The following is a 24552-nucleotide window of genomic DNA, read 5'->3' as shown; positions in this document are numbered from 1 at the left end:
GACACCTCCTCATTCCTTCCGAAAAATAGCCACGATAAGCCGTCGCTGTCATGCGTTTTGTCTCCTAACTAAAGACGGATGATCGTGAGTGTTACCGCGAGACGTTTATCTAACGGTTCGTTCGCCCGACCGCAGTGGGGTGACTGGATACAGGCCGGACAGCCCTCCGCACAGCCACAGTCGGCGAACAGTCCCCATGTGTGCTGGAGGAGTTCCTCGATCTGGTCGTATCCGTTCCGGGCTAGCCCGACGCCACCATGATAGCCGTCGTAAATGAATAGCGCACTCGTCTCCGCCTGTGCGTGGTCGATCGTCGAGACACTCCCAACGTCACGGCGGTCACAAAGAATCACGAGTGGGAACGTGGCGACGAGGGCATGCTGGACGGCGTGGAGACCGCCGTCGAACGAGCCGGACATCGTCTGCATGAGTCCGTCGAGGCCCGGCGGGAGTGTCAGATACAGCGCACGAGTCGACAGCGTCGTCTCGGGCAGGTCGAGTGATTCTTCGCTGATAATCTCGCCCGTTCGGTGGTCACGCCGCTGGAAGCCTGTGACCTGCTTTCGACGGGTTACGTCCGCAAAGTGGACGGTGACATCCTCGCGGGTCGCCAGTGGCTTGGTGGTAATGTCCTCCTCGATCGTCATCGACTCTTCGAACTGAACACGGGTTTGCTGATCGCTTTCGGTCGGGGCCAGCCACGCTTCGTCACGGTCGAGGTCAAGCGACTGCACCTCGTAGCTCTGGCCTTGGTGGTGGTAGATTGCACCCGGATGGACATCCCGAAGCGCGGCATCGAGTGGCAATTCCCCGAGTTCGTCCGACTGGCCGCCCCGAACCCTGAGGACGACAGTGCGGTCGGTGATCGTTCGGAGTCCGCGCTCGTAGGGATTGACGGTCTGGCCGCTGGCCGTGCGTCGCCATTCGAGCCCATCGGCTGTCTGTCGGCGGGTCAGTTCACCCTCGTCGGTGAGCGTACTGACGATGTCGGGAAATGTCGGGCCGAAATACCGCTCGTCGGCGGTTCGAAGCGGTCGTTCGATGGCTGCAGCATGGGCGTGTAGTCGGAGCAGATTTGGGTTGGACGGATTGGCAACAGCGCGTTCCGGGGTTCCCTCGAACAGTTCCTCAGGATGGTTGATAACGTACTGGTCGAGTTGGTCTTCGCTGGCGACGAGCGTGACGAGACTTGGGTCAGTCCCACGCCCGACCCGGCCAGCCCGCTGGAACGTCGCCATCTGTGTCCCCGGGTAGCCGTCCAATAGCACGGCGTCGAGACTCCCGATATCGACGCCGAGCTCCAGAGCACTGGTACTCCAGACACCGGCACACTCGTCGGCATGCAACGCCGCCTCGATGGCCCCGCGGCGGTCGTCACGGAGTCCAGCGTGGTACGCTGTGATACTGTTTGCGCGATCACTTTGGTCACGCTTAGCGAGGGTGTCACTGCTGATGGTCGCATAGCGTTCTGCAGTCTGTCTGGCCCGCGTAAACGCCACCGTCTGGTACCCTCGTTGGACGAGGTCGACAAACAGGCGCATCCTTTCCCCGTGATGGGAGCGACGCTGGCCCGCTCCAGCGGGTGCATCTCCCACGTCGTATTTCGGCGGTTGCCAGAACAGCCAATGGGTTGGTCCAGTCTCACTGGTATCCTCGTTGACGAGAGTGAACGACTCCGAGGGCTGGCCGGTAATCGTCGCCGCGTGCTCTCGGGGGTTGCTGATCGTCGCCGAACAACACACGAACTGTGGATCAGCATCGAACCGCTCGCAGAGTCGTGTGAGCCGGCGAAGCACGAGCCCGACATGGCTTCCGAAGACCCCGCGATACTCGTGGACCTCGTCGACGACCACGAAATCAAGGGACTGGAAGAACGCTTGCCAGATATCGCCAGCGTGGCTGAGCAGGCCACAGTGGAGCATATCTGGCGTCGTCAATACGATTGACGGACCGTCGTCACGGGCCTGCTGACGCTCCGCCGAGGAGAGCGAGCCCGTATATTGAGTCACGGAGATGTCCTCAAACGGCTCGGCAAACTCTGACAGTGTCGCTTCTTGATCGTTTATCAATGCGACCTGTGGGCCGATATACAGCGTGCGTCCATCGTGGTCACGTGCCCGCTCAAGTGCCGGAATCGTGTACGTGAGACTCTTGCCGCTCGCTGTCGGTGTCGCCAACACGACGTTCCGGCCGCCACGGACTGCGTCGATCGCGCCGGCTTGGTGTGCGTAAAGTTCGTCGATGCCTCGGTCAGCGAACTCTGCAGTGACCTCGGGATCCATCTCACATGGCTGGGTCTTGGGACGGCGGGCAGGGATCTGCCGCTGAAACTGTATCTGGTCAGTGTAGTACTCGCGGTTCCGTACCCACTCGACGAACTTGTCCACAGAATCAATAGTACGTGCGCGCTCGCATATATATCCGCAGTCACATCACGGGTCGTAGTGGTAGATGTAGGGATGTGTCGCCTTGCCGTCGGGTAAAATATCCGCTAGAATCTCCCGGACTTGTTGTTCGGAGATGCCACTTGCGATGATTCGGTCGTCGTAGATTGCAAAGTACGCTTCCGTGAGGTCGGTCTTACGGAGCTCCCGGCCTAAGCTTCGTGCCCGAGCTTTCCCCATCTCCTGATGATAAATCCTCTCAAGTTCGTTCGACTTGTTTTTGAGATCGGCAATCTCCTCGGCGTACCGCTCCCGATTACGCTTGTTTTTCATGTAGTATCGGAGCTGTTCAGCGTCGGATTTCTCGGATTCGTCGGATGCCGGCAAGGTTTCTATGATTCCGAACCGGTGTTTGGCCTCCTCGTAGCTGTCGTCGATATCAGTGCTCAGATTCCTACCGGCGACCACCCGCTGGATGGCCAGCCAGCCGTCGGTCACGATCTGCTCTTCAAAAGGGAGCAGGGCGACATTCGAGACGAACACCGGGAGTCGCGCCTCGGGCCAGAGGTCGCTAAAGGACATGCGAACGGCCTTGACACCGAACGCTCGCGGTGGGTCGTCCCAGTCGAGAAACACGGCATAGTCCGAGAGGTGTCGGACGACGACGAACTCGCCGAACTCGTAGTCGGTCCAGCCTGCAACCGTCTCAAGGTCGTCCTCGGAGAGGTCAGCGGGATTTTCGTCAACGAATGTCTCGATGATCGCTTCGGTGTTATCCTCGTAGAGGCGTTCACGAAGTGGCAGGAGTTCCCCAGTATTTCGGTCGGAGATGTCGTCGACCGACTCGACATCCTCAATCACACTGAACCGGTCGTTGACGTAGACGAGCAGATGTGCATACAGATCGAGGAACCGCTCTTCGCTCTTCAAGTCGAGCATCATCGGGAAGTCGTCGTCACTCCCGCCACCGTGTTCGGCAGCGATATCTTGCAGCATTTGATCGTCGAGTGCCTCCTCTATCGCTTGGTTGAGTTCCTGCATGAGCGCTGGATCGAGGAACTCGGCCAGCTCCTCCGGTGTCGGACCGTCTGCCTGCTCAAAGAGGCGTCCGATCTCTTGTTCGTCAAGTGAGTCGATATGGTCGTCCATGATCGCCTGGAGCTGTGCGTCAAGTTCCTGTCGTGTCTCCTCGTCGACAAGGTCACGCAACGGCGGTCCGTCTGGTATTTCAATCTCTGCGGCGTCGGGTACTCCCACACCTTCCGCGGGGGGCAAATCAAAGCCGATATCGTCGCCGATCTGATCGAGTCCAGTTTCGACATCAGCCCCGACTTCGGGGAGTTGATCCCCGCCGAACTGCCGGAGCATCGCCGGGTCGAGCCGTGAGACCATCATCCGGAATGTCTCGGGATCCATATCCTGTTCGAGTGTTTTGAGTTCCCACTCGTCCCAGCCGTGATGCAGTGCGTAGACTTGTCGTCCCTCTCGAACGAGCGCGTCGACGACTCCTTCGGTGTCACAGTGGGTGCAGTACGAACTGAAGGCAAGCGGACACTCGATGCCCTGTGTCTCGACGAAATCCTCGAACTCGCCCTCGGTCAACGGCCGGTTCGGGAGATACTCGATGTCGACCATACTGGTTGTCCAGTCCGCCAGTACAAAAACGGCGGCTGACTGCTTGAATTTTTATTCGAGTACGCGCTACGGTCCAGTATGCCGTTCAGCGTTAGCTGGCACACGCTACTCGACGAACTCGACGAGCTGTCCGAGAGCGCCGAACTCATTACTCCCCTCTCTCATGACCGGTTCCGTATCGCGGATGTCCAAGAGCACCGTGTGATTATCACGCTCTCTGAAACGGGAGACCGACGACCACTTCAGCGTGACCAATTTGAGACACTCTACCAGCGGATTCAGGACTCGAACAACGAGTTCGAACTTGACCGACTTCCAGCCGATGCTGATCCCTACCCCGCGGTACTGAGCCTACATCCGCGTTTTGAAATCGACGAAGAACGTGGAGTCGTTGCCGAAAAAGAAGGCGCGACTGATACGCAACTGACGAGTGACGAATTGGACTCCAGCAAGACGGAACGTATCGAACCCGATGGAATAGATGTCTACTCTGACGCCTTGCTTCTTATCGACGCGCTAGAACGTCACGAAATGTCTGATATAACCGCGTTGGAGACGGATGCGCTAGTGAATCTATACACGCTCTGTTCTGATGTCCAACGGAACGCAAACGAACTCCGGAAGGACATTGCCGATGTACTGCTAGATAGGCTCCACCACGACCAACCGGTCCACGGTCAGTATGGGTCCGTCCAGCGGACCGGGCGCCGCAACCGTTCGCTCAAGGACGACGAACTCGTGTTGAATGCCTTCGAGGCTGCTGGGATTGAACGCGAGCGATTGACGACCGTAGACACAAACAGGGTAGACGAGGCACTCGAAGTAACTGAACTCTCCGAGAGCGATGTGTATGAGATCGACGAGAGCGAGTACGTCCGGAAAGCAGAGATCGACGAAGAGGTCAAAGAGTCACGTCTCCAGGGTCTGAAAGACCGATTGGCAGCGAGCGAGGAAGCGGAAACAGACGACCTACGACATGAAATCGAAGAACTCGAAAACCGAATCGACGACCTCACCAGTTTCAGTACCGGAACCCAAATGCAGGGGTAGTCGGACACGCATCCTTCGTTTAGAGGAAATCTGGTTATGTAGTCGCTGATGCGGGTAATATAGCCAATATTAACTTCAAGTGAGCGCTTCTGGTATATAAAACACGGCCTGTTAGCTGGCCCTTGGCTTTTCCGAGCAACAGTTTGTTGCAAGCAGTCGCTAACGTGAAGTACCTCGGGGACAAGCCCCGAGGCTTCACCGTCTTGGGTCGGCACCGCACCCGCAGGCGAATTTAATTCCGCCCGACCTCCCGCATTCGCGGTCGGTTGGAATTAACACCCGAACACTCGTTGTGTCCGTGAGGGTCGGTCGCTCCACCACGACCCGACAGCACCCGTCTCACCACGCCAAAGGCATGGGTTTTGAGAGATGCCGCATTTCCATCAGCCAAACGACCACTTCATATTGAGATCTTCAATATCCTTCACGGTCGTTACCCACCTATACAAAGTGTTTGACGTCGACGCGACCGAGGCGTCCGGTGACCGGTGCCACCGAATCGACAACGGGCTCGTCAGGCTCGCGCTCCAGTTTCCGGAGCGGGACCTTCCCTACGAGCGACTGCGCGAGGCGATGGCAGACAGTGCTTCGCTCGAGGCGGTACTCGAGACCGAGGGATTCTCGCCGATCCACTACGACGAGTTCGCGGATGGCGACGTCGATGCGCCGGTCGAAGCAAAGGACATCGAGGACCGGCCGTTTATTACCTCCCACGTCCACAAGCGTGGGCTCGAGGTAGCGTGTTCGTCCCAGCATCTCGTTGATTCGGTGCCGTCGGTTCGCGAGGATGGGGATGGGGCCCACGGACTCAGGCCGGGCGTGGTTCTGAATCTGAACGACGCCCGGAAATTCGCGTGGTTCGAGCGAGGTACTCCTTCGTCAGAAACTGTTCGTCGTAAAAGCGGGCCGGGCGCGATTTGAACACACGGTTGGATGTGCTCGCTTCGCTGCGCGCAACCTCCCTGCGATTCAAATCGCGCCGGTTCCGTCACCTGTCGCTCACGGATTTGTTCGCGATAGGAAAGCGGGCCGGGCGCGATTTGAACACGCGACCGTCTGGTTAAAAGCCAGACGCTCTGCCAAACTGAGCTACCGGCCCCGTGAGTTCTACTTTTGGAGAGTACTGGTTAAACGTTTCTTTCTTCACCGGTGAGCGAGCGGTCTCGCTTGTGGCATCGTCCGGCTTCGGCGAGAATCGACCGTCGTTACTCGAAGTACTCCTCGAGCGCTTCGCTAACAATATCACCGGGCTCGACGCCATCGATAGAGGCACGACGTCGGAGGTCGCGGTAGGTAGTCGATGAGAGCCGGAGTTCGATTTCACCGAGCATGACGTTGTGATCGGCGAGCGCTTGCTCGATAGGGACATCATCGTTGACGGCACTTGCGACGCTGCGGACCTCTCTGACGGTCAGTGCCCCGTCGAGGATAGCCCATGCGAGGAGCAGTCTCGCCTCACCACCGACCCGGGCGATGTGTTTCGCGGCGGTCGGTGCAATTCTCCCGAGTGCAACTTGTTTCCGAACCGATCTCGGGAGATCGTGGACGCGAGCCCATTTCCGAATGAACGAGACGGTCGCATCGCCACCAGCACGTTCGGCCGCAGCCTTGTATGAGCCTTCACCGCGGACGAGTGCGGCACACGCGGCGGCACCGCGAAGCATGTAGAGATGGTCGTCGTTGGTTGCGCCGTCAGCGAACTGCCGAACGGTTTCAGCGGCGTCCGCGAGGCTGTCGGCGTCGTCGGGATCGAACTGGACGGCCTCGCGAGCGCGAGTACCGGCGACCGATTTGTCGCCCCGGATTACCGGTGCACCGACGGGCGATTCACGGTCCGTGGGGACCGATCGACCATCCTCACGACGGCGACGTGAACCATCACCCGGTCGGTTGTCGGTCATGGTTGTTGGTACGCGCTACGATGGCAAAAAAGGCGCTGCCGGAGTCCTCTGTTCATTCGTTTCGCTTTTCGGCGAGATGTTCCCAGATTTCCGTGCAACCGGCACCCTCCTCGAGGTCGTCGAGATGAGCGTCGTCACGCTCGTCCGCTTCCTGCTCGTGGTCGACCGTACTTGGTTTACATTCGGCCCGGTCAGTCATGGAGTGTTCTTTGGACGCTGAAGTCATAAGTACCGCCTCGAGTGCAAGCGATACCCGTGCTCGGCCCTAGAGGTCATTCATGCCGCTATCTCTGACATCCGATCGCTCGAGTCGGACCATCGTCGCGTCATCTCGAGGGAACGGGCGTCACGATCTACGACCGTTCAGGAACGCACCAACGTGGTGACTCGTGATCGGTTGCTGGAGATCGTGATACGGATTGCTGTAACGGTTTACCGGCGCAACCGCGTCCCGGACGGCGGTTGTACCGGAAATGACGTACAGTAAACCGTATGAATCGTTCCGAGTTGTACGCGGACCAGAGAATCAGTTGTTCGGCGAAAAGCGGTGGACTGATACCGTTATTATCAGGATCGTTCGATTGACTACCTGAGTTGCCGGCATCTTCGAACACCGGAGTGGACACTGAAAGTCACTGCACAGCCGGTTAGACGAGGGAAGTTCGATTCGAAGCCCGAAGTATAACTCTCGAGGAACGCGGCTCTCACTGGTTCACTTCGTCGTTCCGAACCGCGAAACGCGAATAACGTAGGTAGTGAACCCGAGAACCGCGTGAACGGTGTCGTAAACCGCGAAAAGGCGGAAAACGGCTGTGAACCGTGAGTAATGCTGTGCGGGTGGTGTGGAACTGTATCGGTTGGTACTCGAACGGCGCAGCGTGGATTGATACTGCCGATCAGAAGTCAATGACGAAGATTCGCCGGACGGGAACGGCGAATCTTCGCAATAGTTCTGTCCGGCAGTATGAAAACGAGAACCCGTGCCGCATATCGACTGTGACTGTCTACTACCTCATTCACCCGTTCGTTTCGAATTCGCTACCGAAGGCAAAAACGGCCGATAGATGAGGCGGTAAAATGATCGGTTGTGTCAGTACGACAACGACGCGGGAATCGGGCTCGTGGTTACTGTGCCGTTCCCGGTGCTTGATTTTAACGCTGTCCGAATATTCCTTGGAAGGGACACGGCGAGATCGCCCGCCTGCCGGTAATTCGGTCGGTAAGCGTTTGCTACGGTCTACTGTCACTTCCCTACGGCGGCTGTCTTTTGTCGCGGTTCGCGCCTGCCTTCGCAGGCGGCTGACTTTTTCACACCGCCGCCGACCGTCCACGCGAGGACACGATGACTGTTGACACGATTCAAGATCTGTTTGAGCACGGCCTCGAAGACATCTACCACGCAGAACACCAGCTCCTCGATGCGCTTGCGGATCTCCAGGAACACACCGAACGCGAAGAGATCGCGCAGGCGTTCTCGGAGCACCGCGAGGAGACCCGAGGACAGATCCAGCGCCTCGAGGAGGTCTTCGAGATATTCGGGGAACCGCCCGAGAAAGAGGAGTGTGAGGGAATCGAGGGATTGATTCAGGAGTACGAGGAGTTCACCTCCGAAGATCCCAGTCAAGACGTTCTCGATTACCACAACATGGCGGCCGCGGAGAAGACCGAACACTACGAAATAGCCGCTTACGGCAATCTGATCCCGCTCGCCGATCAACTCGGGATGGACGAAGGGGCCGATCTGCTCGAGGAGAACCTCCGTGAGGAACAAGACGCACTCGAGGAGCTGAAAGAACTCACCGAGGAGTTCGAGATAGACGCGATCCCGGCGGAGTAATCCCCGCGACTGGGGAAAACGGCGGAGTTCGACGGGGAACAGTACGACGAGACCGAACGGCAGGTACTATCGAGGTCGACGGGGACCGAGCCTGTACCGATGGCGTCGACGATGAACGGCCGACCGTTTTCGTGTTCGTTAGTAGCGTTTTGCCGGGTACGTCAGATTCGGTAGTCTACACTGATTTGCCACTTCTCACTGCCTGTGCCGGTAGTCTGGTGTGAATGAGACTGTCTTTGATAATGCAATATTACATGATAGCATGCACCAAATATATACGTGGCTGGGCGTGGTGCCATCGAGGGGTGTGATACAAGATGGCAGACGTCCCGGCGAAGACGGCTCGAGCGGAGTGGGGAACACGATTTGGGTTCCTGATGGCGATGATCGGTGCGATGGTGGGTGCTGGCAACATCTGGCGGTTCCCGTACGTGATGGGGAACAACGGGGGCGGGGCGTTCGTTCTCGCCTTTCTGACGCTGTTGTTCGTCCTCGCGGTACCGGGATTGATGGCTGAGGTCGCACTCGGTCGGTATACGAACAAGGGGGTGATCGGGGCGTTCCGTGACGTCGTCGGCCGCGGCGGGATGGTGGGTCTCGGCATCGTCGTCCTGTTGGTGAACATCGCCCTGATGTCGTACTACTCGCCCGTGATCGCCTGGACGTTGTACTACGCGGTCCACTCGTTGCTGTTTACGTTCACGGCGACCGGCTTCGAGGCCGAACCGTTCATGACCGGGCTCTTCGACAACGCGGCGCTGATGATTGGCCTCCACACCGTCGTGATGGGCTCGATTGCGGCGATTCTCGTGCTCGGCATCCGCCGGGGGGTCGAACGGCTCGTGGTCTACGCCGTCCCAGCGCTGGTCATCGCGCTCGTGGTCATGACGGTTCGCGGACTCACGCTGCCGGGTGCGAGTGAGGGGATCGCCTTTACCTTCGGCGTCCAGTGGGAGTATCTGACCTACAGCGACACGTGGATCGCCGCGCTCGGACAGGCGCTGTTCTCGACCGGGCTCGGCTGGGGGATCGCCCTGACGGTCGGCAGCTATCTGCGGGAGTACGACGATGTCCCGCTCGGCGGCGGCGTCTTCACGGCGCTCGGCGAATCGAGCATCGGCATCCTCGCGGCACTTGCCATCTTCCCGATCGTCTTCGCCGTCGGTATCGAACCCGACGCCGGTGCCGGGTTGGCGTTCGTCTCGCTCGCACAGGTCTTCCCGGAGATTCCCTTCGGCGGCTTCGTCGCGATCCTCTTTTTCGTCGGTTTCTTCCTCGCGACGTTCACGTCCGGACTGCTCATCACGGAGGTGAGCGTGACGACGCTCGCCGAAGAAACGGAGTTCAGCCGCACCCAGACCGTTCTCGGCGTCTGCGGCGGCATCTGGTTACTCGGTCTTCCGAGTGCGTACTCCGCTGACATCCTCGATTACCTGGATTTCGTCTTCGGCAACTGGGGGCTACCGCTGGCAGCACTCATGATTATCGGCGTCATCGGCTGGGTGCTGGGTCCCGAGCGTCTCCGACTGCTCGCGGTCAATCAGAACGCCGGTATCCACGTCGGCCGCTGGTGGAATCCCGTGATCAAGTACGTCATCCCCGCGGTCATGCTGTTTATCATGGCCTACTTCGCGTGGGAGAACTTCGGCAGCGCGGAGATGATCGGCGGGATGCTCGTGATCGTCCTGTTCCCGATCATCGGCTACGCGATCATGTCCGTCGTCGAGGGCCGCGGCGGCCAACCGGACACGGCCGAAATCCCCGGAGGTGATGACTGATGGCGCTGACTGCCGAGGTGCTGGGAATGCTCGCCTTTACCCTGCTCGCGTTCTGGGGTGTCGCCGCCTGGGCGCTCGTCCGAACGCTCCGTCAGGAGGGTCGCAAAGTCGAAATCCTCGAGCGTCAGGAACGGATGGATACCTACTCGCCGGCGGCGCTTGCGGAACTGCGAGAGTGGGTCGAGAACAACCCCGACGATCCGCTGGTCGACGAGGCTCGCGAGCGGCACAACGAGTGCGTCGAGGTTCTCCGGCAGACTGACAGACACTTCTACGACTGGTCGGACGGCGAGATCGATCGACTCGAGCGCGTCTGATCGCCCGCTTCGTCGACGGGCTATTTTTATCGCTCGGCCCGCTACCGTCCAGTGTGACAACGCCGGTGTCCGGACCAGGTGACGGGACCGACGGGCCGTCGATCCGACCCGCGGAGCGAGCCGACCTGCTCGCGGTCGTCCGCATCGAGAACGAGTCGTTCGCCCAGCCCTGGCCCTACGACGCCTTCGAACGCTTTCTCGACGAACCGGGATTTCTGGTCGCCGTCCGGGGTGACCGCGAGGTCGCCGGCTACATCGTCGCCGACGTCGCCCAGACGTTCGGGCGACAACTCGGCCATATCAAGGATATCGCTGTCCATCCCGACCACCGCGGCACGGGGATCGGCAGCGCGCTGCTCTCTCGAGCGATCGCGGTTCTCACGGCTCGCGGCGCCGATTCGGTCAAACTCGAGGTCCGGCGCTCCAACGAAGGTGCGAAACGCCTCTACCGGAAGTTCGGGTTCGAACCGCTCCGTCGCGTCCCGAACTATTACGAAAACGACGAGGATGCGATCGTGATGCTTCGCAAGTTGCAGTGAGCCAGTGGGCGAATGAGCGGTTGGTCGAGATCGGAACCCGGTACCGGGAGTGGAGACTCGCGTCGCTCCGCAACCGTCGACTATCGGACGTGGACGTTTTACTGCCGGCCCGTTTAGGGTGCCCATGGGATACGCTTGCCCCGTCTGTGACGCCGAGCAGGCCGACGCGGAGCACCTCGCGAATCACCTCGCGATCACCGCCTCGCTGGGCCGGCACGACCACCTCGAGTGGCTCGAGGAGCACGCCCCGGACTGGGGAGACTGTTCGCCCGCCGAGTTAGGCGAGATCGTCAGCCCGCACGCGCCCGAAATCGACACGCCCGATTTCGAGGGGACGAGCCACGGCCACGACCACGACCACGACCACGGCCGTCCGGACTCCCTCGAGGCCGGACTCGCCCAGCAGAGTCGCCAGCCCGGTCGCGGGTCGATGACGTCGGAGGCGGAAAACGTCCTTCGGGAGGCCAGGGAACTGACACAGCAGATGGGAGCGGCGGACGCGGATGCGGATGCGGACGCTGATAGTTCGGAATCCGAGTCCGAGCCCGCGTCTGAGATCAATGTCGACGGCGACGGCGACGGCGATGTCGATGCCGATGACAGTACGCCGAACGACGACCAGTTCGCGGACGACAACACATAGCGCCAACGTAACTGGTAACTGGCTACTCCGAGCACGTCGAGGTATGCACACTGTCGGGACGTTTGCACCGGTGTCGGTCGAGGAGGCACGTGACTACTACGCGACCGCCGGCCCCGCGGCACAGACCGTCGTTCGCGAGGTCGCCAAAGCCATGTCGTTCGACCGCGAGGAGTACGGCGACCGCGTCACGAACGACGTCGTCGAAACCGCTCGAGACGCGCTGTTTGCGAGTTTGCTCGAGGTACGCGTCGGAAGCTACGAGGAGTTCGAGGACTGGCGCGAATCCTACGACGGCGAGGTGACGATCTCCGGCCACGAGGCGGTCGACAGCGTCGTCTGGCACGCCGGCCCCGAGGACGAGGCCGTCGCCGCGACGTTCCAGAACGAGGAGGACGCGGCGGTCGCGACGCTCCGTCGACAGGCGTTCGGGCAGTTGTATCGGCCGATAGTGGACACAGCCTAACGGGCCATCGACACGGCACGGTTCGATCGCAGTACCGAGAGTCAACGGCTGCGACCTCGTCCGTCGACCGCCGTCGCGTCGACCAAACGGCACCTATTACCCGCTCGAGGTCGAGATCATTTTCCAATGACGGCACCCGACGAGTGGGACCTTCGCGAAGAGGTCACCGAGTACGAGACGTCCTGGTACGACGGCGGCTACGACCTGCTCGAGCAACCGGACGGAACCGAGAAACGGTACTACTGGGCGGACCTGCCGCCGGCGGTCGTGGTCGTCGCTCGGATCGACGGTGCGGTTCTCACGTCCGTTGCAGCGGGCGAAGATACTAGCAACGTCGGGACCGAAAGCGACGGACCCGAGGCCGAAGACGAGGACCACCTCCTGTTCGTCGAACAGTATCGACCGACGATCCGCGAAACCCACCTCGAACTTCCGGCCGGGATCGTCGAGGACGGGGAGTCCTACACCCGCGCCGCCGAACGCGAACTCGAGGAGGAGACCGGATTCAAACCCACGAGTACGGCGCTCCTCCAGGAGTACGCCGTCGCGACCGGCGTCCTTCGCCACGACCGGGGGATCGTCTACGCCGAGGGTCTCGAACTCGGCAAGCGCGAACTCGACACCAACGAGTTTCTCGAGGTGACGACGGTTCCGATCGGCGACGCCCTCGAGCGCGCTCGTGAACAGCCGGCGAACGACTCGACGCTGACGGCGCTGTTGTTAGCGAACGAAGACGGAGTGCTCTGAGACGGACCGCTGGACTGCTGTAGTCCTTGCTGGTGCAACCGCTGCCGTATGCGGTTCGCGGCTAAAATCGGCACAGCACTCTGTGCGAGACACCGCAGTTGATTTTTACAGCGACGCGACCGAGACGCGCCTACTTCGATCCGCGACCGAACAGGCGCCGTGTCCGACTGCCGTCTGCGTGCTCGGTGGTCGTGGTTTCGGCTTCGGCTTCGACTTCGGTCTCGATCTCGAGTGCTGCAGCCGCTAACCCGATGATCGACAGGAGGATGAGCACGCCACCGACGATCGTCACCGTCGTGAGTCCGCCGAGCACCAGCCCGGCCGCGAAGACGAGCGTTCCGAGGAGTTGGACGACGAACAGCGCTTGGAAGGGGATCGCGTATCCGTTCATACTGACGTAAACGCCGGCTACGTAGATAACCGATTCATACGAAATAGCGGTATCTCAGCGCTGCTGACCGATATGTGGCCACATCGGTTTGATCAGCACTGGACCTCGAGCACGTTGATCCGACCGATCGCTCGCTGGCGACGCGACAGCCGGTACCAGGGAGCATCCGTAAGCGGGAATCGACCCGTGGCCTTATTCTTTCCGCGTCCCAAACCGGATGTGATGGACGGCGAAATCTCCACCGACGAGGTCAACGAACTTCTCGAGGACGACGCCGACGTCTGCGTCGTCGATATTCGCGACGAGCAGAGCTTCGAGCACAGCCACATTCCCGACAGCGAAAACCTCCCCTTCCACGAACTCTCGGGGCGGATCGAGGAACTCGAGGGCGAAGACCACATCGTGACGGTGTGTCCACACGGAAAGGCGAGCGTCCAGGCCGCACAGCTCATCGGTTCCTACGAGGGGACCGCGGACGCCCGCGTCGAGAGCATGGAAGGCGGCCTCGAGAAGTACGGCATGAAGTACGGACTCGCTCGCGACGAGGCAGGCGATACCGAGGACTCCGCGAACGCCGAGTCGCCGTTCTGATCGCCCGCGAAACACGCTGTGGGACGTTTTCGGGCCGCCGACTGCAATTCTATTGCTCGCTACACGGTATCATTGAGCCTTGTTTAGACGCAGCGGAGACTGGCTCTAGCGCTTCGTTCTCGAAGTACGAAACCACACCGTGGGGAACTCACTACGGGATTCTGTTCAGTTGAACTGGCTCCTGATCCGCCCGTTCTGAAGCGTCCAAACAAGGCCGTATCATTGCGTTCGGCGAACATCTCATATACCGGCATCGCTTACCCGACTGAAGAATGCCGCATCGATCCCGCTACATCTCTGTGTTAGGTGTTCTCTTGTTGGTAGTTGCAACCGGCCAGTCGCTTCTTAAGGTAGCGGGGGGTGGCCCAGTTCTCGAGGCTGCCATCGATTTCACGCTGATCGGACTTTCGGGCGTCTTGCTTCTCGTTGTCGCAAACTGGCTCTCGAGTACTCCGTTCGATCCGCGGCTCTATCCACGCATCGTGCTCTGGTGTCTCGGCGGTGTCGGTGTCATGTTCGTCTTCGTGTTCCTTCGAGCGGTCCATCCGGGCGTCAGTACGCCGTTCTCGTTCGGAACGCGAGCGATCGCGCTCTCGATCGGTTCGGTTGCCGGGCTCGTGATCGGCATCCACGAAGCGCGAGCCCTGACTCGGGAACAGGAACTCAACGAGCAAAACGACGAACTGAAACGAACGCAACGCGCGCTCGAGCAACGCAACGACGAGCTCGCAGACACTCGAGTGGCGCTTGAAGACACGGTTCGACAGCTGGAGGCGTCGAACGAGCAGTTAGAACAGTTCGCTTCCGCTGCCAGTCACGACCTCCGGGAGCCACTCCGGATGGTCACGATGTATTTGGAACTTTTAGACAGTCGGTACGGCGATGCCCTCGACGACGATGCCGAGGAGTTCATCGACTATGCCGTCAACGGTGCGACGCGGATGCAGACGATGGTGGACGAGCTCCTGCGGTACTCCCGAGTCGAGACACAGGGCGATCCGTTCGAATCGGTCGATCTCGAGGCCGTTCTCGAGGATACGCTCACGGATCTGCAGGTTCGAATCGAGGAGACCAACGCGACCATTACGAGGGATGCACTCCCCTGCGTCGAGGGGGATGTGAGCCAACTCCGACAACTGTTTCAGAACCTGGTGAGCAACGCGATCGACTACGCTGGCAACGAGCCACCCCGAATCCACGTTTCGGCCGAGCGGCACGACTCGAAGTGGCGGGTTTCCGTTTCCGATTCGGGAATCGGTATCGAACCCGCCGATCAGGAACGGATCTTCGAGATTTTTCAGCGACTACACTCGGTCGACGACCACGCTGGTTCGGGAATCGGGCTCGCGCTTTGTCACCGAATCGTCGAGCGCCACGGTGGGGAGATCGGCGTCGACTCCGTCCCCGGTGACGGCGCGACGTTTTCGTTCACCGTACCACCCAGTACGGAACTGGCCGTCTCATCGGAGAGCGGCGTAAACAGCTAGTATACCTGTGACGCCGAACCGATAGCAGCGGCCCCACTCGAGAGAAACCGATCGACGATCCGGTCGCTCTCGAGGGCGGACAGTGACTCGCTAAAAACCGATACGTGAGACGGCCGTGGGTTCGGAAGTCGTCTCAGATCATCGCGGGCATCAGGCGACGTTGAAGCCGCGGTCCCGAAGGAAATCTTCGATGCGGCCGGTGTGGTTGCCCTGAAGTTCGATCTGTCCGTCCTCGACGGTTCCCCCGCAGGCGAACTTGGACTTGAGATCGGACGAAAGACTGTCCAGATCGACGTCCTTCGGATCGAATCCTTCGACGATCGTTACCTCTTTACCGTATCTGCGCTCGTCAATGCGGATGTTGAGTTGCTGTTGTCCCTTGGCCACGTCTTCGCAGACGCAAAGTTCCTCGGGCAGCCCGCACGTCGAGCAGACTTCCGACATTACGTTCCATGCTACGAAACGGCCATATTAAACACTATCGGGACCCAGATGCCGTCACGTGGTTCTTTTTGAGTATGCCAGGCAGTCTCGCGGTCCGCACACTGGAGTTTTACCGGCCCCCATAACCGAGTAGAGACGCGGTTTTTCGGCTCAAGAGTGGCTATACCTGCTTACGAGTGCTATTCGGTGCCGATACATCCGGTGGCTCGAGAAAAACGGGCTCGGGACGGCGGTCACGGCTCGGGGTCGCGTTCCGTTTGCCGTCGGCCGATCACCGGCAACCGCTCTCGAGCGAGAGCGTCGACGATTTCGATTGCGTCGTCGGCGTCCGCCCGAGTAACGCCACCGCCGTAGATCGCCCGTTCGTACCGGTTCGTTACCGTTTTGACCCGTGGATCGATCGTTCGCTCCGGATCGGACGCGAGGGCGTCAAGATACTGCCGCGGGGACTCCGATCGCTCGCGCGGCCGATACTCGCGTGCGAGGACTCGCTCGAGGCGACGGTAGGCGCGTTCGACGTCTCGATCGGGGTCGTCTCCGGAGCGTTGCCAGTACAGACCGATTTCACGGCGGACGCGACTCGTTGCACCGGTTCGGTGGACGCTTGCGACCAGTCCGACGAGTGCGATGAGGCCGATCGTGGCCGTTTCACGCGAGACGGTCGGGAGCGCCAGATAGCTCCGCCAGCCGTCGTCCTCGCTTCCCTCGCCCGCGTGTTGTTCGCCGACGGTATCGGTCGATCCGTTTTCGCTCTCTCGCTGCGAGTCGTTGCCGTTCGACTCCGAGTCGTCGTTCTCGTTCGGGTCGTCGTCGCGCTCGGAGTCGGTTCCGTCGTCGGAACCGTCGGACTGACCGTCCGACTCCGAGCCGTCCTCGTTCTCGTCTTCCCGATCTGCTTCGGGGAGCGGTTCGTCCTCGCTGTCCTCGGTATCGACGTTGTCGATGCCGTCTTCGCGAGCCTGTTCGACGTGGTCAGCGTGAACCGAATCGCGGGAATCGCCGGGGGTCGGCTCGAAGCTCACCCAGCCGTGGTCCGGGAAGTAGACCTCGACCCAGGCGTGGGCGTCCGTGCCGCGAACGACGTATTCGTCGTCGTCGACCTGTTGCCCGCCCGTGTAGCCGGTCACGTAGCGTGCCGGAACGTCCTCGGCGCGGAGCATCTGAACCATTGTCGTCGCGAAGTAGACGCAGTAGCCCTCGTCCATCTCGAACAGGAACTCCTCGGCGACGTTGCCGTCGGGGCGGTCGACGTCGAGCGAGTACCCCTTCGAGGAGCGAAGGTGGGATTCGATAGCGACCGCCGTATCGTACGGGTTGTCGGCGTCGGCGGTAATCTCCGCGGTCCGTTCCTCGAACTCGTTCGAGGTCCCTTCGGGCGTCTGCAGATAGTCGAAGTTCTCGATCAGCGGGTCGGGGTAGTCGGTCCCTGCGGTCCGCAGTTCGTTCGGTTCGGGATCGACGACCGCGCTCTCGACGGCGTAGCTATCGCCCTCGAGTATCGGCGTCGTCGGGTGGACCTGCCCGTGGCGCGTGACTTCGGCGTGCTGGGAGAGATCGCCTTCGAGAGCGAGCGGCTGGGGTGCCATCGGCATCACGCCGAGATCCGTCTCGGCGGTGACGAGCTGCCGAACCCGGTCGTACTCGCCCGGCGGTGAGTCGATCGCCCCGTCGTAGTTCTGGGGTTCGCCGGTTCTGATCCACTCGTCGCCGGTAAAGCGATCGTAGACGCCCGTCCGCCAGTAGGACTCCTGTTCGGACTGGACGGTAAATCGGACTTCCGGCGAGAGTTCGACCGAGCCGCCGATGGCCGACCGATCGGCGGCCGAGTCGATCGCCCCTTCGAGCGTTCCAGGACTACTCCCGGAGACGCTCGAGGTCGGTCCGGAGTCGCCGGGGACGAACGTGACCGACAGCGAGAGGACGATAATGATCGCGAAGAGAACGGCGATGAGGTCCGCCTGGGCGACCGAGCCGTCGCGTCGCTCGAGTTCGCCGAAGCCGACGGCGCCGATGCCGGCCAGCGTGCCGACCAATGTAATCGTCGTCCCGGCGTCGCCGGTCAGGACGAGGAAGCCGAGCGCGAGACCGCCGGGAACGACGCTGAGGCTGTATCGTCCTCGCATGGCGAGATACCACGAGAGGAAGACGGGGGCGGGTGCGTACGCGAGCGTCCAGACGCCGGCTTCGACCATGCGGATCAGCGGGAGGCCGGCGATGAGCGAGAGGGTATCGGAAAGAATCGCGTCGCTCGCCGAGAGCATGACGCCGGCACCGACCCCGCTGATCTCGAGATAGTAGGCGAACCCGAAGATGCACGCTACGATCGCACCGACCGTTGCGGTTCGCGGCCGGATCGCCCACGAGAGTATCGTTGCCGTCGCGAGCATGACGGCGACGAGGGCGAACAGCGAGTGGGTGCCGCCGACGACTCGGGTAACCTCGCGCAGGACGCTGACGTACGACGCCGTCATGACCAGCACACAACAGAGTGCGAGCAGGCGGAACGTCTCCGGGCCGATCACCCTGTCGATGTCGAGGTCGACCGTCCGATCGCCGGCGTGGGAGCCCGTATCAGTACTCATGCACCTACCTCCGTTTCGTCGCCGGCTGTAGTGTCCGTTCCCGTCTCGGCGTCCGCGGCTGTCCCAGCCCGCCCGCGACCGCGACTTTGTCCGTCTCGATCGGCCCGTTCGGTCCGACCGCGAGCGTTCACGAGGTGGTCGAACGGAATCGTTTGTCCGCCGACCGTGACGCGCGTTCCGTCGGCGTCGGTTCGGACCAGGACGTCCGCCGCCCGGCGCTGTTGGTCCTCGAGTTCGCCGGCGTCGACGAGGGCGAGCAGCCCCAGGAGGTCGTAGTGGTGTTCCTGCCCCGATCCCGGTGGTCTGGCGTCGTCCGGGACGGTGACGCCGACATCGACGCCTTCCTCGAGCAGGTAGGTCGCGACGCTTGCGACCGTCTCCGCCAGTTTGTCGGGGCTGCCCTCGCCCTGGAGACACTCGCCGGCGACCGTGGCGGAGCCGACCTCGTCGTCGGTAACGTACTCCGTGACGACCAGGTCGTCGTCGGGTCGTTTAGCGGCGGACTTCCAGTGGACGTCCCGCAGCGAGTCACCGCGCTGGTACTCCCGGAGGTGATCGAACTCCTCGCGGTCTCGCTGGTCCGCGATCGCGGCGAGTGCCTGCAGATCCCGAGTGGAACCGCCACGAAGGTCGTGGATACGGGGATAGACGAGCACCGCCGCCGTTTCCTCGTACTCGAACCGACGCTTTACGAGACCGAGGACGTCCGTCACGACGATCGACAGCGGTCCGACCTGCTTGTTTCCGCGCTTTTCGAGTCGCACGTCGTAGCTGAACGTCGTCGCTCCGTCGAGCGTCGTCTCGGCGACGGGGTCGCCGTCGACCGCCGAGAGGCCGTCACCGACGGTATCGCGGACGGTCGCGGAGACGGTCGTTCCGCTGTCGATCGTGACCGTGACCTCGCGGGTCTCGCCGATGAATCCCTCGCCGACGGAGCGCCGTCTGATCTCGGGCCGATCGGCGCGGAGCGTCGTGACTACGCCGGCGACGAGCACGACGATCAGTGGCGTTACGATGGCGTTTAGCGCTCGGGGACCGAACTCCCAGGCCATCGCGAACGACGCCGCCACGACGGCCACGACAGCCCAGCCGCGAATCGTCAGCCGCATCGTTACTCGACGGCGACGCGCTCGAGAGCGTTCTCGACGACGGTCTCGCCGTCCTGACTCCGATCGCCGGACTTGATCCGGTGGGGTAACACGACGGTGGCCTCGATCTGGATATCGTCCGGGATGACGTACTCGCGGCCGTCGGTCACGGCTCGCGCCTGTGCAGCACGCAACAGGGCGATTGTGCCGCGGGGACTGACGCCGATGTGGGCGTGTTCGCGGGTGTAGCCTGCCAGCCGCGTCGCGTATTCTCTGACAGGTTTCTCGACGCGTACCTGCGCGACGGTCTCCCGGGCGGCAACGACCGTCTCGAGGTCGGTTACCGCCTCGAGGGACTCGATCGGGTGGTTGCCGACGGTACGACCGAGCATCTCGGCCTCCTCGTCGGGCTCGGGGTACCCCAGGTGGAGTTTCTTCATGAACCGGTCGAGTTCGGCGAAGGGCAGATCGTAGGTCCGGTTCGGTTCGATCGCGTTCTGCGTCGCGATCACGGTGAACGGATCTGGCAGTTCGCGGGTCGTTCCGTCGACGGTGACCTGCTCTTCCTCCATGGCCTCGAGCAGCGCGGACTGGGTCTTCGGCGGCGCGCGGTTGATCTCGTCGCCCAGCACGATGTTGCCGAAGACGGGGCCGGGCTGGAACTCGAACTCGCGGGTCTTCTGGTTGAAAACGTTGACCCCGGTAACGTCGGCGGGGAGGAGATCGGGGGTGAACTGGACCCGGCGGAACGTACAGTCGACGGACGTCGCGATCGAGCGTGCGAGCATCGTCTTGCCGACGCCGGGCACGTCGTCGAGCAGGACGTGACCGCGGCCCAGCATCGCGGTCACGACGTGCTCGATCGCCTCGTCGTGGCCGACGATTACGTCGGCGACGTTTTCCTCGATCTCGGTACAGAGCTCTGCAACTGCCGATACGGGGAGGGTTTCGGTTCGTGGCGATCTACCTGTCTGCGGCGGCGGATTTGCGTCAGTCATGGCTCGAACACGTACTGGAGCGGGGACCCGGTCGAACCTCTCATCAGTACGTCATCAGTGTCACCGGACTATATGTTTTGCGTCGATTGGACTGATTGTCGGTAATAACTGGTCGCAGACAGCGCGTCTACTGTCCCATTTCGCACCCTCTTGGCAGTCCGTGTCGGAGACTCCCGACCGAGAACGCTACTCACCTCTACTGAGCGCCGACCACGCTGGCGCTATTGCGATCGCCGTCGCTATCCGAGTAACAATCAGAGAACGATACCACTGCTGTACTGGCCTTAGAGGCGCTCGACGTTCGTCGCGCGCGGGCCTTTCTCGGCCTCGACGATTTCGAACTCGAGTTCCTGCCCCTCCTCGAGGTCAGGACCGCCGATGTCCTCCATGTGGAAGAACACGTCCTCGTCTGCGTCGTCAGTTTCGATGAACCCGTAGCCGCCAGTGTCGTTGAAGAAGTCGACCGTACCTTTCGCCATTGCAAGTGTACAATGCCACGACGGAGATATAAACCTTCGGGAGCACATTCGCAGGCCCGTCCAGAATATCGGCCAGTGTGGGTTCCTGTGGCCGCTTACCAGGACTTACACGCTGGGCAGACGAACTCGCCGTCGTCGCGCCAAACGCGGCCGGTTTCGGTTTCACAGCGATGGCAGGTATATTCGCCCCACGCGTACGTCGAGAGACCGGTATCGTCGGATTCGTGGCTATTCGTCTCCGGTTGCGTTTCGTCGGTAGCCGCCGCGTCTCCGTCGTCGGATTCGTGTGCGTCGCCGTTACCGTCACCGTCGTCTGACGCCGCCGAACCGAAGTCAGTGAGCGTCGCGTCGTCGGTCACGGCTGCGTCTACGTTCGGCGCCGGCTTAGGCGCTCCGACCGACGGCCGTAAGCTCGCCGTCCAGCCGCGGCCGACGGCCCCCGAACCCGTTCGGACCGACGAATTCGACGCGGGACCGGCACGGCCAAGTACCACCGGTGACAACCCCCGTACATGGATACCGTCACTCCGATGAACGTTATCGTGGACAACATCATCGAAATGAACGAGTACTTCGCTGATGTCGCGACGGGCGAGGCACTCGCACCGCTGCTCATGCTTGCCGGGACGATACTGATCGTCTTCTCGCTTGGCGTCTTTGGCGCGCTCACCCTCGGTGCCCTCGGCAGTCTCTTCTCTTCGAACTCGAGCTAACGCCGACGGTCGCCGAACGCTTACGCTTGCGCTTACTCGCCTTCCACTCGCCGAGTTGCATTCGCGAGCGCCTCGCTCGCGCGCTCGATCGCGTCCTCGAGGTCCGGCCCGAGCGGCGAGCCGACGACGATGCCGTCGACGTGCTCGAGCGCCGCCTCGAAGCGGTCGGCGACCGTCTCGGTCGTCCCCGCGATACAGAAGGCGTCGATCATTTCGGGCGTAACGCGGCCGAAGGCCTCGTTCAGATCGCCCCGTTCTAAGGCGTTGCTGACGGCGCTTGCGGCCTCGCGGTCGATATCGTGGCGCTCGAGGACGGGGTCGGCCGCGCCACCCGCGATGAACGCGACGGGCGGTCGGGCCGCCTCCCTCGCGTCGGACTCGTCGCCCGCGACGCTCACGCTCGCGAAGGCGAGCGACTCGAACGGGCCGCGCTCGTCCGGCCGCTCCTCGAGGCCCCGCTCGAGTTCGTCGGCGGCCCACTCGAGGTCCGCCGGATGCGCGGCGTTGATCAACACGCCGTCGGCGTGTTTCGCGCTCATCCGGAGCATGTGGGGGCCTTGCGCGCCAACGTAGACGGGAATGTCGCTGACTGGCTCGAGATTGAGCGCGGCGTCTTTCGCGGTGAACGTTCCCTCGTGGGTCACGGTCTCGCCGTCCCAGAGGTCTCGGGCGACGTCGAACGTCTCGAGGACGCGCCGGAGCGGTCGGTCGCGCTCGATGCCGAGGTTCGCGAGGGAGGAGCGGTCGCCCGCGCCGACGCCGAAGACGGCTCGGCCGCCGCTCAGTTCGTCGATCGTCGCCGTCTGGGCGGCGAGTTTCACGGGATGGGTTTCGTACGGGTTGCTGACCCCGGGTCCGAGACGGAGTTCGTCGGTGGCCGCTGCGATCCGCGAGAGCGCGACGAACGGGTCGCGGTTGAAGTAGTGGCTGCTCGTAAAGGCCACGCCGAACCCCTGGTCTTCCGCGAGCGCCGCCAGGTCGGCGATCCGTTCGGTGGGGTGTTCGGGGGTGAGTTCGATGGCCCAGGGGGTGTCGGTGTCAGTGTCGGTTCCGTTGCCGGTATCGGTGTCGGTGTTCGTCTGTTCACTCATGAGTCCTCGAACCTCCAGTTTCGGAGCGCTTGCCGCACGAGGTCGTCTTCGACCGCCCTGAACAGTTCGTTGCTCCCGTCGTGGTCGCCAAAGTCCCAGTCGCGGACGACGACCGCCGGCGTCCCGCCGGCACCCTCTCCGGTCACGAGATTTGCGGCCGACGCGAGTTCGTCGACCACCGATTGGACGGTGACTCCGAGTTCGTGGCCGTCGCGGTCGAGTTCGCCGCGCCAATCCCGGCTCGCGGGCATCCCCGCCCAGCCGAGCGCGACGCCCCGCTGACCGTGGCGGAACGGCCGCCCGCAGGTGTCGGTCACGATCACGGCGACGTCCTCGTACCCCCGCTCTGCGAGTCCCGAGCGAATCCGCTCGGCGCTTTCGGTCGGCTTCTTTGGCAACAGCAGGATGTCGTGATCCGGGACGTTCGAGCGGTCGATCCCCGCGTTCACGCAGATGTGGCCGAAGCGCGTTTCGGTCAGCAGGAAGGGAGCGTCGATCAACAGCTCCGTGCTCTCCGTTAAGACGGCCTGTGCAAAGCGCGGATCCTTCTCCTCGCCGGCGATCCGCTCGATCCGATCGGCGATCTCTTGGGCCCGTCCGCTTACGGGGTAGTCCTCGAGATCCACCGTCCGGCCCTCGGCCTTCGAAACGATAGTGCTCGCGACGGTGAGCACGTCGCCGGGTTCGAGGGCGGCCCGATCCGCGACGAGGTCGGCGATGTCGTCGCCCGGGCGGATCTCGGGGAGGCCCGCTACGCCGTTGAGTTCCATACCGGAGGGTAGGCCAGCGCCGTAAAAAACGCACCGTCACCGGATAATGGCGTCAGTGTCGGTGCCTCGAGTCCCCGCTGAACGACCTGTCTCGAACGAAGAGGCTACAGTTCTCGATCCGACAAAATGCGAAAACGGGATTCGCAACCGAGTCAGCCGAGAATGTACCGGAGTTTCGGGTACTTCTCGACCAGTCGTTCGCCGCCGACGCGGAGGTTCTCGATGTAGCGGTCTGCACCGAGGATGCGTCCGGCTCCGAAGGCCGCCAGGGCCAGGAACAGGACGGCGTAGATCAGCGTGGAGTCGAACGCGGCGAGGACGTCCCCCTCCCAGCCGCCGAGGTAGAACATCATCATCTGGATCGCGCCGCCCAGCGCGGCCAGGCGGAGGAAGCCGCCGAAGATCAGCGCGACGCCGATCAGGACCTGCGTGACCGGCACGACGACGTTGATGACCTCGAGCAACGCGGCGTTGCCGGCCATCGCGGCGAAGAGACCGCTGACGGGGCTGGCGGGGTCGACCCCGTGGATCAGGAAGCCGCTGGCGTCGAACGCCTCGCCGCTGACGAACGCGAACTTACCGAGTCCCGCGAACAGGATCATCCCGCCCAGCAGGAATCGCAGG

Annotated in this window: 26 protein-coding genes and 1 tRNA gene; 12 read left to right on the top strand and 15 right to left on the bottom strand. The window is 62.0% G+C overall.

Going from position 1 to position 24552, the window contains the following annotated elements; genetic code table 11:
• Positions 1-68: 68 nt before the first annotated feature.
• Positions 69-2387: a DEAD/DEAH box helicase gene (locus GS429_RS04995; RefSeq protein ID WP_201293957.1), complete on the bottom strand. Its 2319-nt coding sequence runs from the start codon at positions 2385-2387 to the stop codon at positions 69-71.
• A gap of 45 nt (positions 2388-2432) precedes the next feature.
• On the bottom strand, positions 2433-4019 hold the full coding sequence (locus GS429_RS22080; RefSeq protein ID WP_235920737.1) for a hypothetical protein: 1587 nt from the start codon (positions 4017-4019) through the stop codon (positions 2433-2435).
• A 78-nt stretch (positions 4020-4097) separates the two neighbouring features.
• On the opposite strand from GS429_RS22080, the gene GS429_RS04985 reads away from it, so the two are divergent.
• Both GS429_RS04985 and GS429_RS04980 read left to right on the top strand, forming a co-directional pair.
• Positions 4098-5069 (top strand): DUF7983 family protein, encoded by a 972-nt coding sequence (locus tag GS429_RS04985; protein ID WP_160063297.1) that lies wholly within the window; start codon positions 4098-4100, stop codon positions 5067-5069.
• 450 nt (positions 5070-5519) lie between these two features.
• Positions 5520-5990: a hypothetical protein gene (locus GS429_RS04980; RefSeq protein ID WP_160063295.1), complete on the top strand. Its 471-nt coding sequence runs from the start codon at positions 5520-5522 to the stop codon at positions 5988-5990.
• Between the two features lie 104 nt (positions 5991-6094).
• On the opposite strand, the gene GS429_RS04975 is transcribed toward GS429_RS04980, so the two are convergent.
• The 3 genes from GS429_RS04975 to GS429_RS21730 form a co-directional block, all read right to left on the bottom strand.
• Positions 6095-6168, bottom strand: a tRNA-Lys gene (locus GS429_RS04975).
• A gap of 106 nt (positions 6169-6274) precedes the next feature.
• Positions 6275-6970 (bottom strand): DUF7119 family protein, encoded by a 696-nt coding sequence (locus tag GS429_RS04970; RefSeq protein WP_160063293.1) that lies wholly within the window; start codon positions 6968-6970, stop codon positions 6275-6277.
• Between the two features lie 52 nt (positions 6971-7022).
• Positions 7023-7169: a hypothetical protein gene (locus GS429_RS21730; protein ID WP_201293956.1), complete on the bottom strand. Its 147-nt coding sequence runs from the start codon at positions 7167-7169 to the stop codon at positions 7023-7025.
• A 1143-nt stretch (positions 7170-8312) separates the two neighbouring features.
• Here GS429_RS21730 and GS429_RS04965 point away from each other — a divergent pair.
• The 7 genes from GS429_RS04965 to GS429_RS04935 all read left to right on the top strand — a co-directional run bounded on the left by GS429_RS04965 (position 8313) and on the right by GS429_RS04935 (position 13294).
• A complete protein-coding gene (locus GS429_RS04965; protein ID WP_160063291.1) occupies positions 8313-8807 on the top strand; it encodes a ferritin-like domain-containing protein in 495 nt (164 codons plus the stop codon).
• A 317-nt stretch (positions 8808-9124) separates the two neighbouring features.
• Positions 9125-10585 carry a sodium-dependent transporter gene (locus GS429_RS04960; RefSeq protein WP_160063289.1) on the top strand — a complete coding sequence of 487 codons (1461 nt, stop codon included), beginning with the start codon at positions 9125-9127 and terminating at the stop codon, positions 10583-10585.
• Positions 10585-10902 (top strand): DUF8026 family protein, encoded by a 318-nt coding sequence (locus tag GS429_RS04955; protein ID WP_160063287.1) that lies wholly within the window; start codon positions 10585-10587, stop codon positions 10900-10902. Before GS429_RS04960 ends, GS429_RS04955 begins: the two co-directional genes overlap by 1 nt.
• A 53-nt stretch (positions 10903-10955) precedes the next feature.
• The gene (gene rimI, locus GS429_RS04950) at positions 10956-11441 is read left to right on the top strand and encodes a ribosomal protein S18-alanine N-acetyltransferase (protein ID WP_328821245.1); all 486 of its coding nucleotides are present in this window, start codon (positions 10956-10958) and stop codon (positions 11439-11441) included.
• 124 nt (positions 11442-11565) lie between these two features.
• Positions 11566-12084, top strand: a complete 519-nt coding sequence (locus GS429_RS04945) for a DUF5810 domain-containing protein (RefSeq protein ID WP_160063285.1) — start codon at positions 11566-11568, stop codon at positions 12082-12084.
• A 43-nt stretch (positions 12085-12127) separates the two neighbouring features.
• Positions 12128-12547 carry a DUF5809 family protein gene (locus GS429_RS04940; protein ID WP_160063283.1) on the top strand — a complete coding sequence of 140 codons (420 nt, stop codon included), beginning with the start codon at positions 12128-12130 and terminating at the stop codon, positions 12545-12547.
• Positions 12548-12673: 126 nt separating this feature from the next.
• Positions 12674-13294 (top strand): NUDIX hydrolase, encoded by a 621-nt coding sequence (locus GS429_RS04935; protein WP_160063281.1) that lies wholly within the window; start codon positions 12674-12676, stop codon positions 13292-13294.
• Positions 13295-13424: 130 nt separating this feature from the next.
• On the opposite strand, the gene GS429_RS04930 is transcribed toward GS429_RS04935, so the two are convergent.
• Positions 13425-13685, bottom strand: a complete 261-nt coding sequence (locus GS429_RS04930) for a hypothetical protein (RefSeq protein ID WP_160063279.1) — start codon at positions 13683-13685, stop codon at positions 13425-13427.
• Between the two features lie 222 nt (positions 13686-13907).
• Here GS429_RS04930 and GS429_RS04925 point away from each other — a divergent pair, with 222 nt between their 5' ends.
• Both GS429_RS04925 and GS429_RS04920 read left to right on the top strand, forming a co-directional pair.
• Positions 13908-14276: a rhodanese-like domain-containing protein gene (locus GS429_RS04925; RefSeq protein WP_160063277.1), complete on the top strand. Its 369-nt coding sequence runs from the start codon at positions 13908-13910 to the stop codon at positions 14274-14276.
• A 272-nt stretch (positions 14277-14548) separates the two neighbouring features.
• Positions 14549-15763, top strand: a complete 1215-nt coding sequence (locus GS429_RS04920; RefSeq protein WP_160063275.1) for a sensor histidine kinase — start codon at positions 14549-14551, stop codon at positions 15761-15763.
• Positions 15764-15913: 150 nt separating this feature from the next.
• Here GS429_RS04920 and yciH read toward each other — a convergent pair whose 3' ends face one another.
• The 6 genes from yciH to GS429_RS04890 form a co-directional block, all read right to left on the bottom strand.
• Positions 15914-16207 carry a stress response translation initiation inhibitor YciH gene (gene yciH, locus GS429_RS04915; protein ID WP_005553381.1) on the bottom strand — a complete coding sequence of 98 codons (294 nt, stop codon included), beginning with the start codon at positions 16205-16207 and terminating at the stop codon, positions 15914-15916.
• 233 nt (positions 16208-16440) lie between these two features.
• Positions 16441-18789, bottom strand: coding sequence for a transglutaminase TgpA family protein (locus tag GS429_RS04910; protein ID WP_160063273.1), 2349 nt, complete (start codon positions 18787-18789; stop codon positions 16441-16443).
• On the bottom strand, positions 18786-19898 hold the full coding sequence (locus GS429_RS04905; protein ID WP_160063271.1) for a DUF58 domain-containing protein: 1113 nt from the start codon (positions 19896-19898) through the stop codon (positions 18786-18788). The genes GS429_RS04910 and GS429_RS04905 overlap by 4 nt, the downstream gene beginning before the upstream one ends.
• 2 nt (positions 19899-19900) lie before the next feature.
• The gene (locus GS429_RS04900; protein WP_160063269.1) at positions 19901-20875 is read right to left on the bottom strand and encodes an AAA family ATPase; all 975 of its coding nucleotides are present in this window, start codon (positions 20873-20875) and stop codon (positions 19901-19903) included.
• A gap of 284 nt (positions 20876-21159) precedes the next feature.
• Positions 21160-21354, bottom strand: a complete 195-nt coding sequence (locus tag GS429_RS04895) for a cold-shock protein (RefSeq protein ID WP_090507626.1) — start codon at positions 21352-21354, stop codon at positions 21160-21162.
• 95 nt (positions 21355-21449) lie between these two features.
• On the bottom strand, positions 21450-21713 hold the full coding sequence (locus GS429_RS04890) for a DUF7573 domain-containing protein (protein ID WP_160063267.1): 264 nt from the start codon (positions 21711-21713) through the stop codon (positions 21450-21452).
• 153 nt (positions 21714-21866) lie between these two features.
• Between GS429_RS04890 and GS429_RS04885 the strand changes: the two genes are divergently transcribed.
• Entirely contained in the window at positions 21867-22067 is a 201-nt protein-coding gene (locus GS429_RS04885; RefSeq protein WP_160063265.1) for a DUF8024 family protein, read from the top strand.
• 32 nt (positions 22068-22099) lie between these two features.
• Here the strand turns inward: GS429_RS04885 and GS429_RS04880 are convergent, their stop codons facing one another.
• The 3 genes from GS429_RS04880 to GS429_RS04870 form a co-directional block, all read right to left on the bottom strand.
• Complete coding sequence (locus GS429_RS04880; protein ID WP_160063263.1) at positions 22100-23158, bottom strand: 5,10-methylenetetrahydromethanopterin reductase; 1059 nt, start codon at positions 23156-23158, stop codon at positions 22100-22102.
• On the bottom strand, positions 23155-23928 hold the full coding sequence (locus GS429_RS04875) for a coenzyme F420-0:L-glutamate ligase (RefSeq protein ID WP_160063261.1): 774 nt from the start codon (positions 23926-23928) through the stop codon (positions 23155-23157). The genes GS429_RS04880 and GS429_RS04875 overlap by 4 nt, the downstream gene beginning before the upstream one ends.
• A 152-nt stretch (positions 23929-24080) precedes the next feature.
• The coding region (locus GS429_RS04870) for a DoxX family protein (RefSeq protein WP_235920736.1) at positions 24081-24552 on the bottom strand (472 nt) is incomplete at its 5' end.

Origin of the sequence: Natronorubrum halalkaliphilum (assembly GCF_009834785.1) — an archaeon.
Classification (GTDB): Archaea; Halobacteriota; Halobacteria; order Halobacteriales; family Natrialbaceae; genus Natronorubrum; species Natronorubrum halalkaliphilum.
This window is presented reverse-complemented; position numbering and strand designations above follow the sequence as displayed.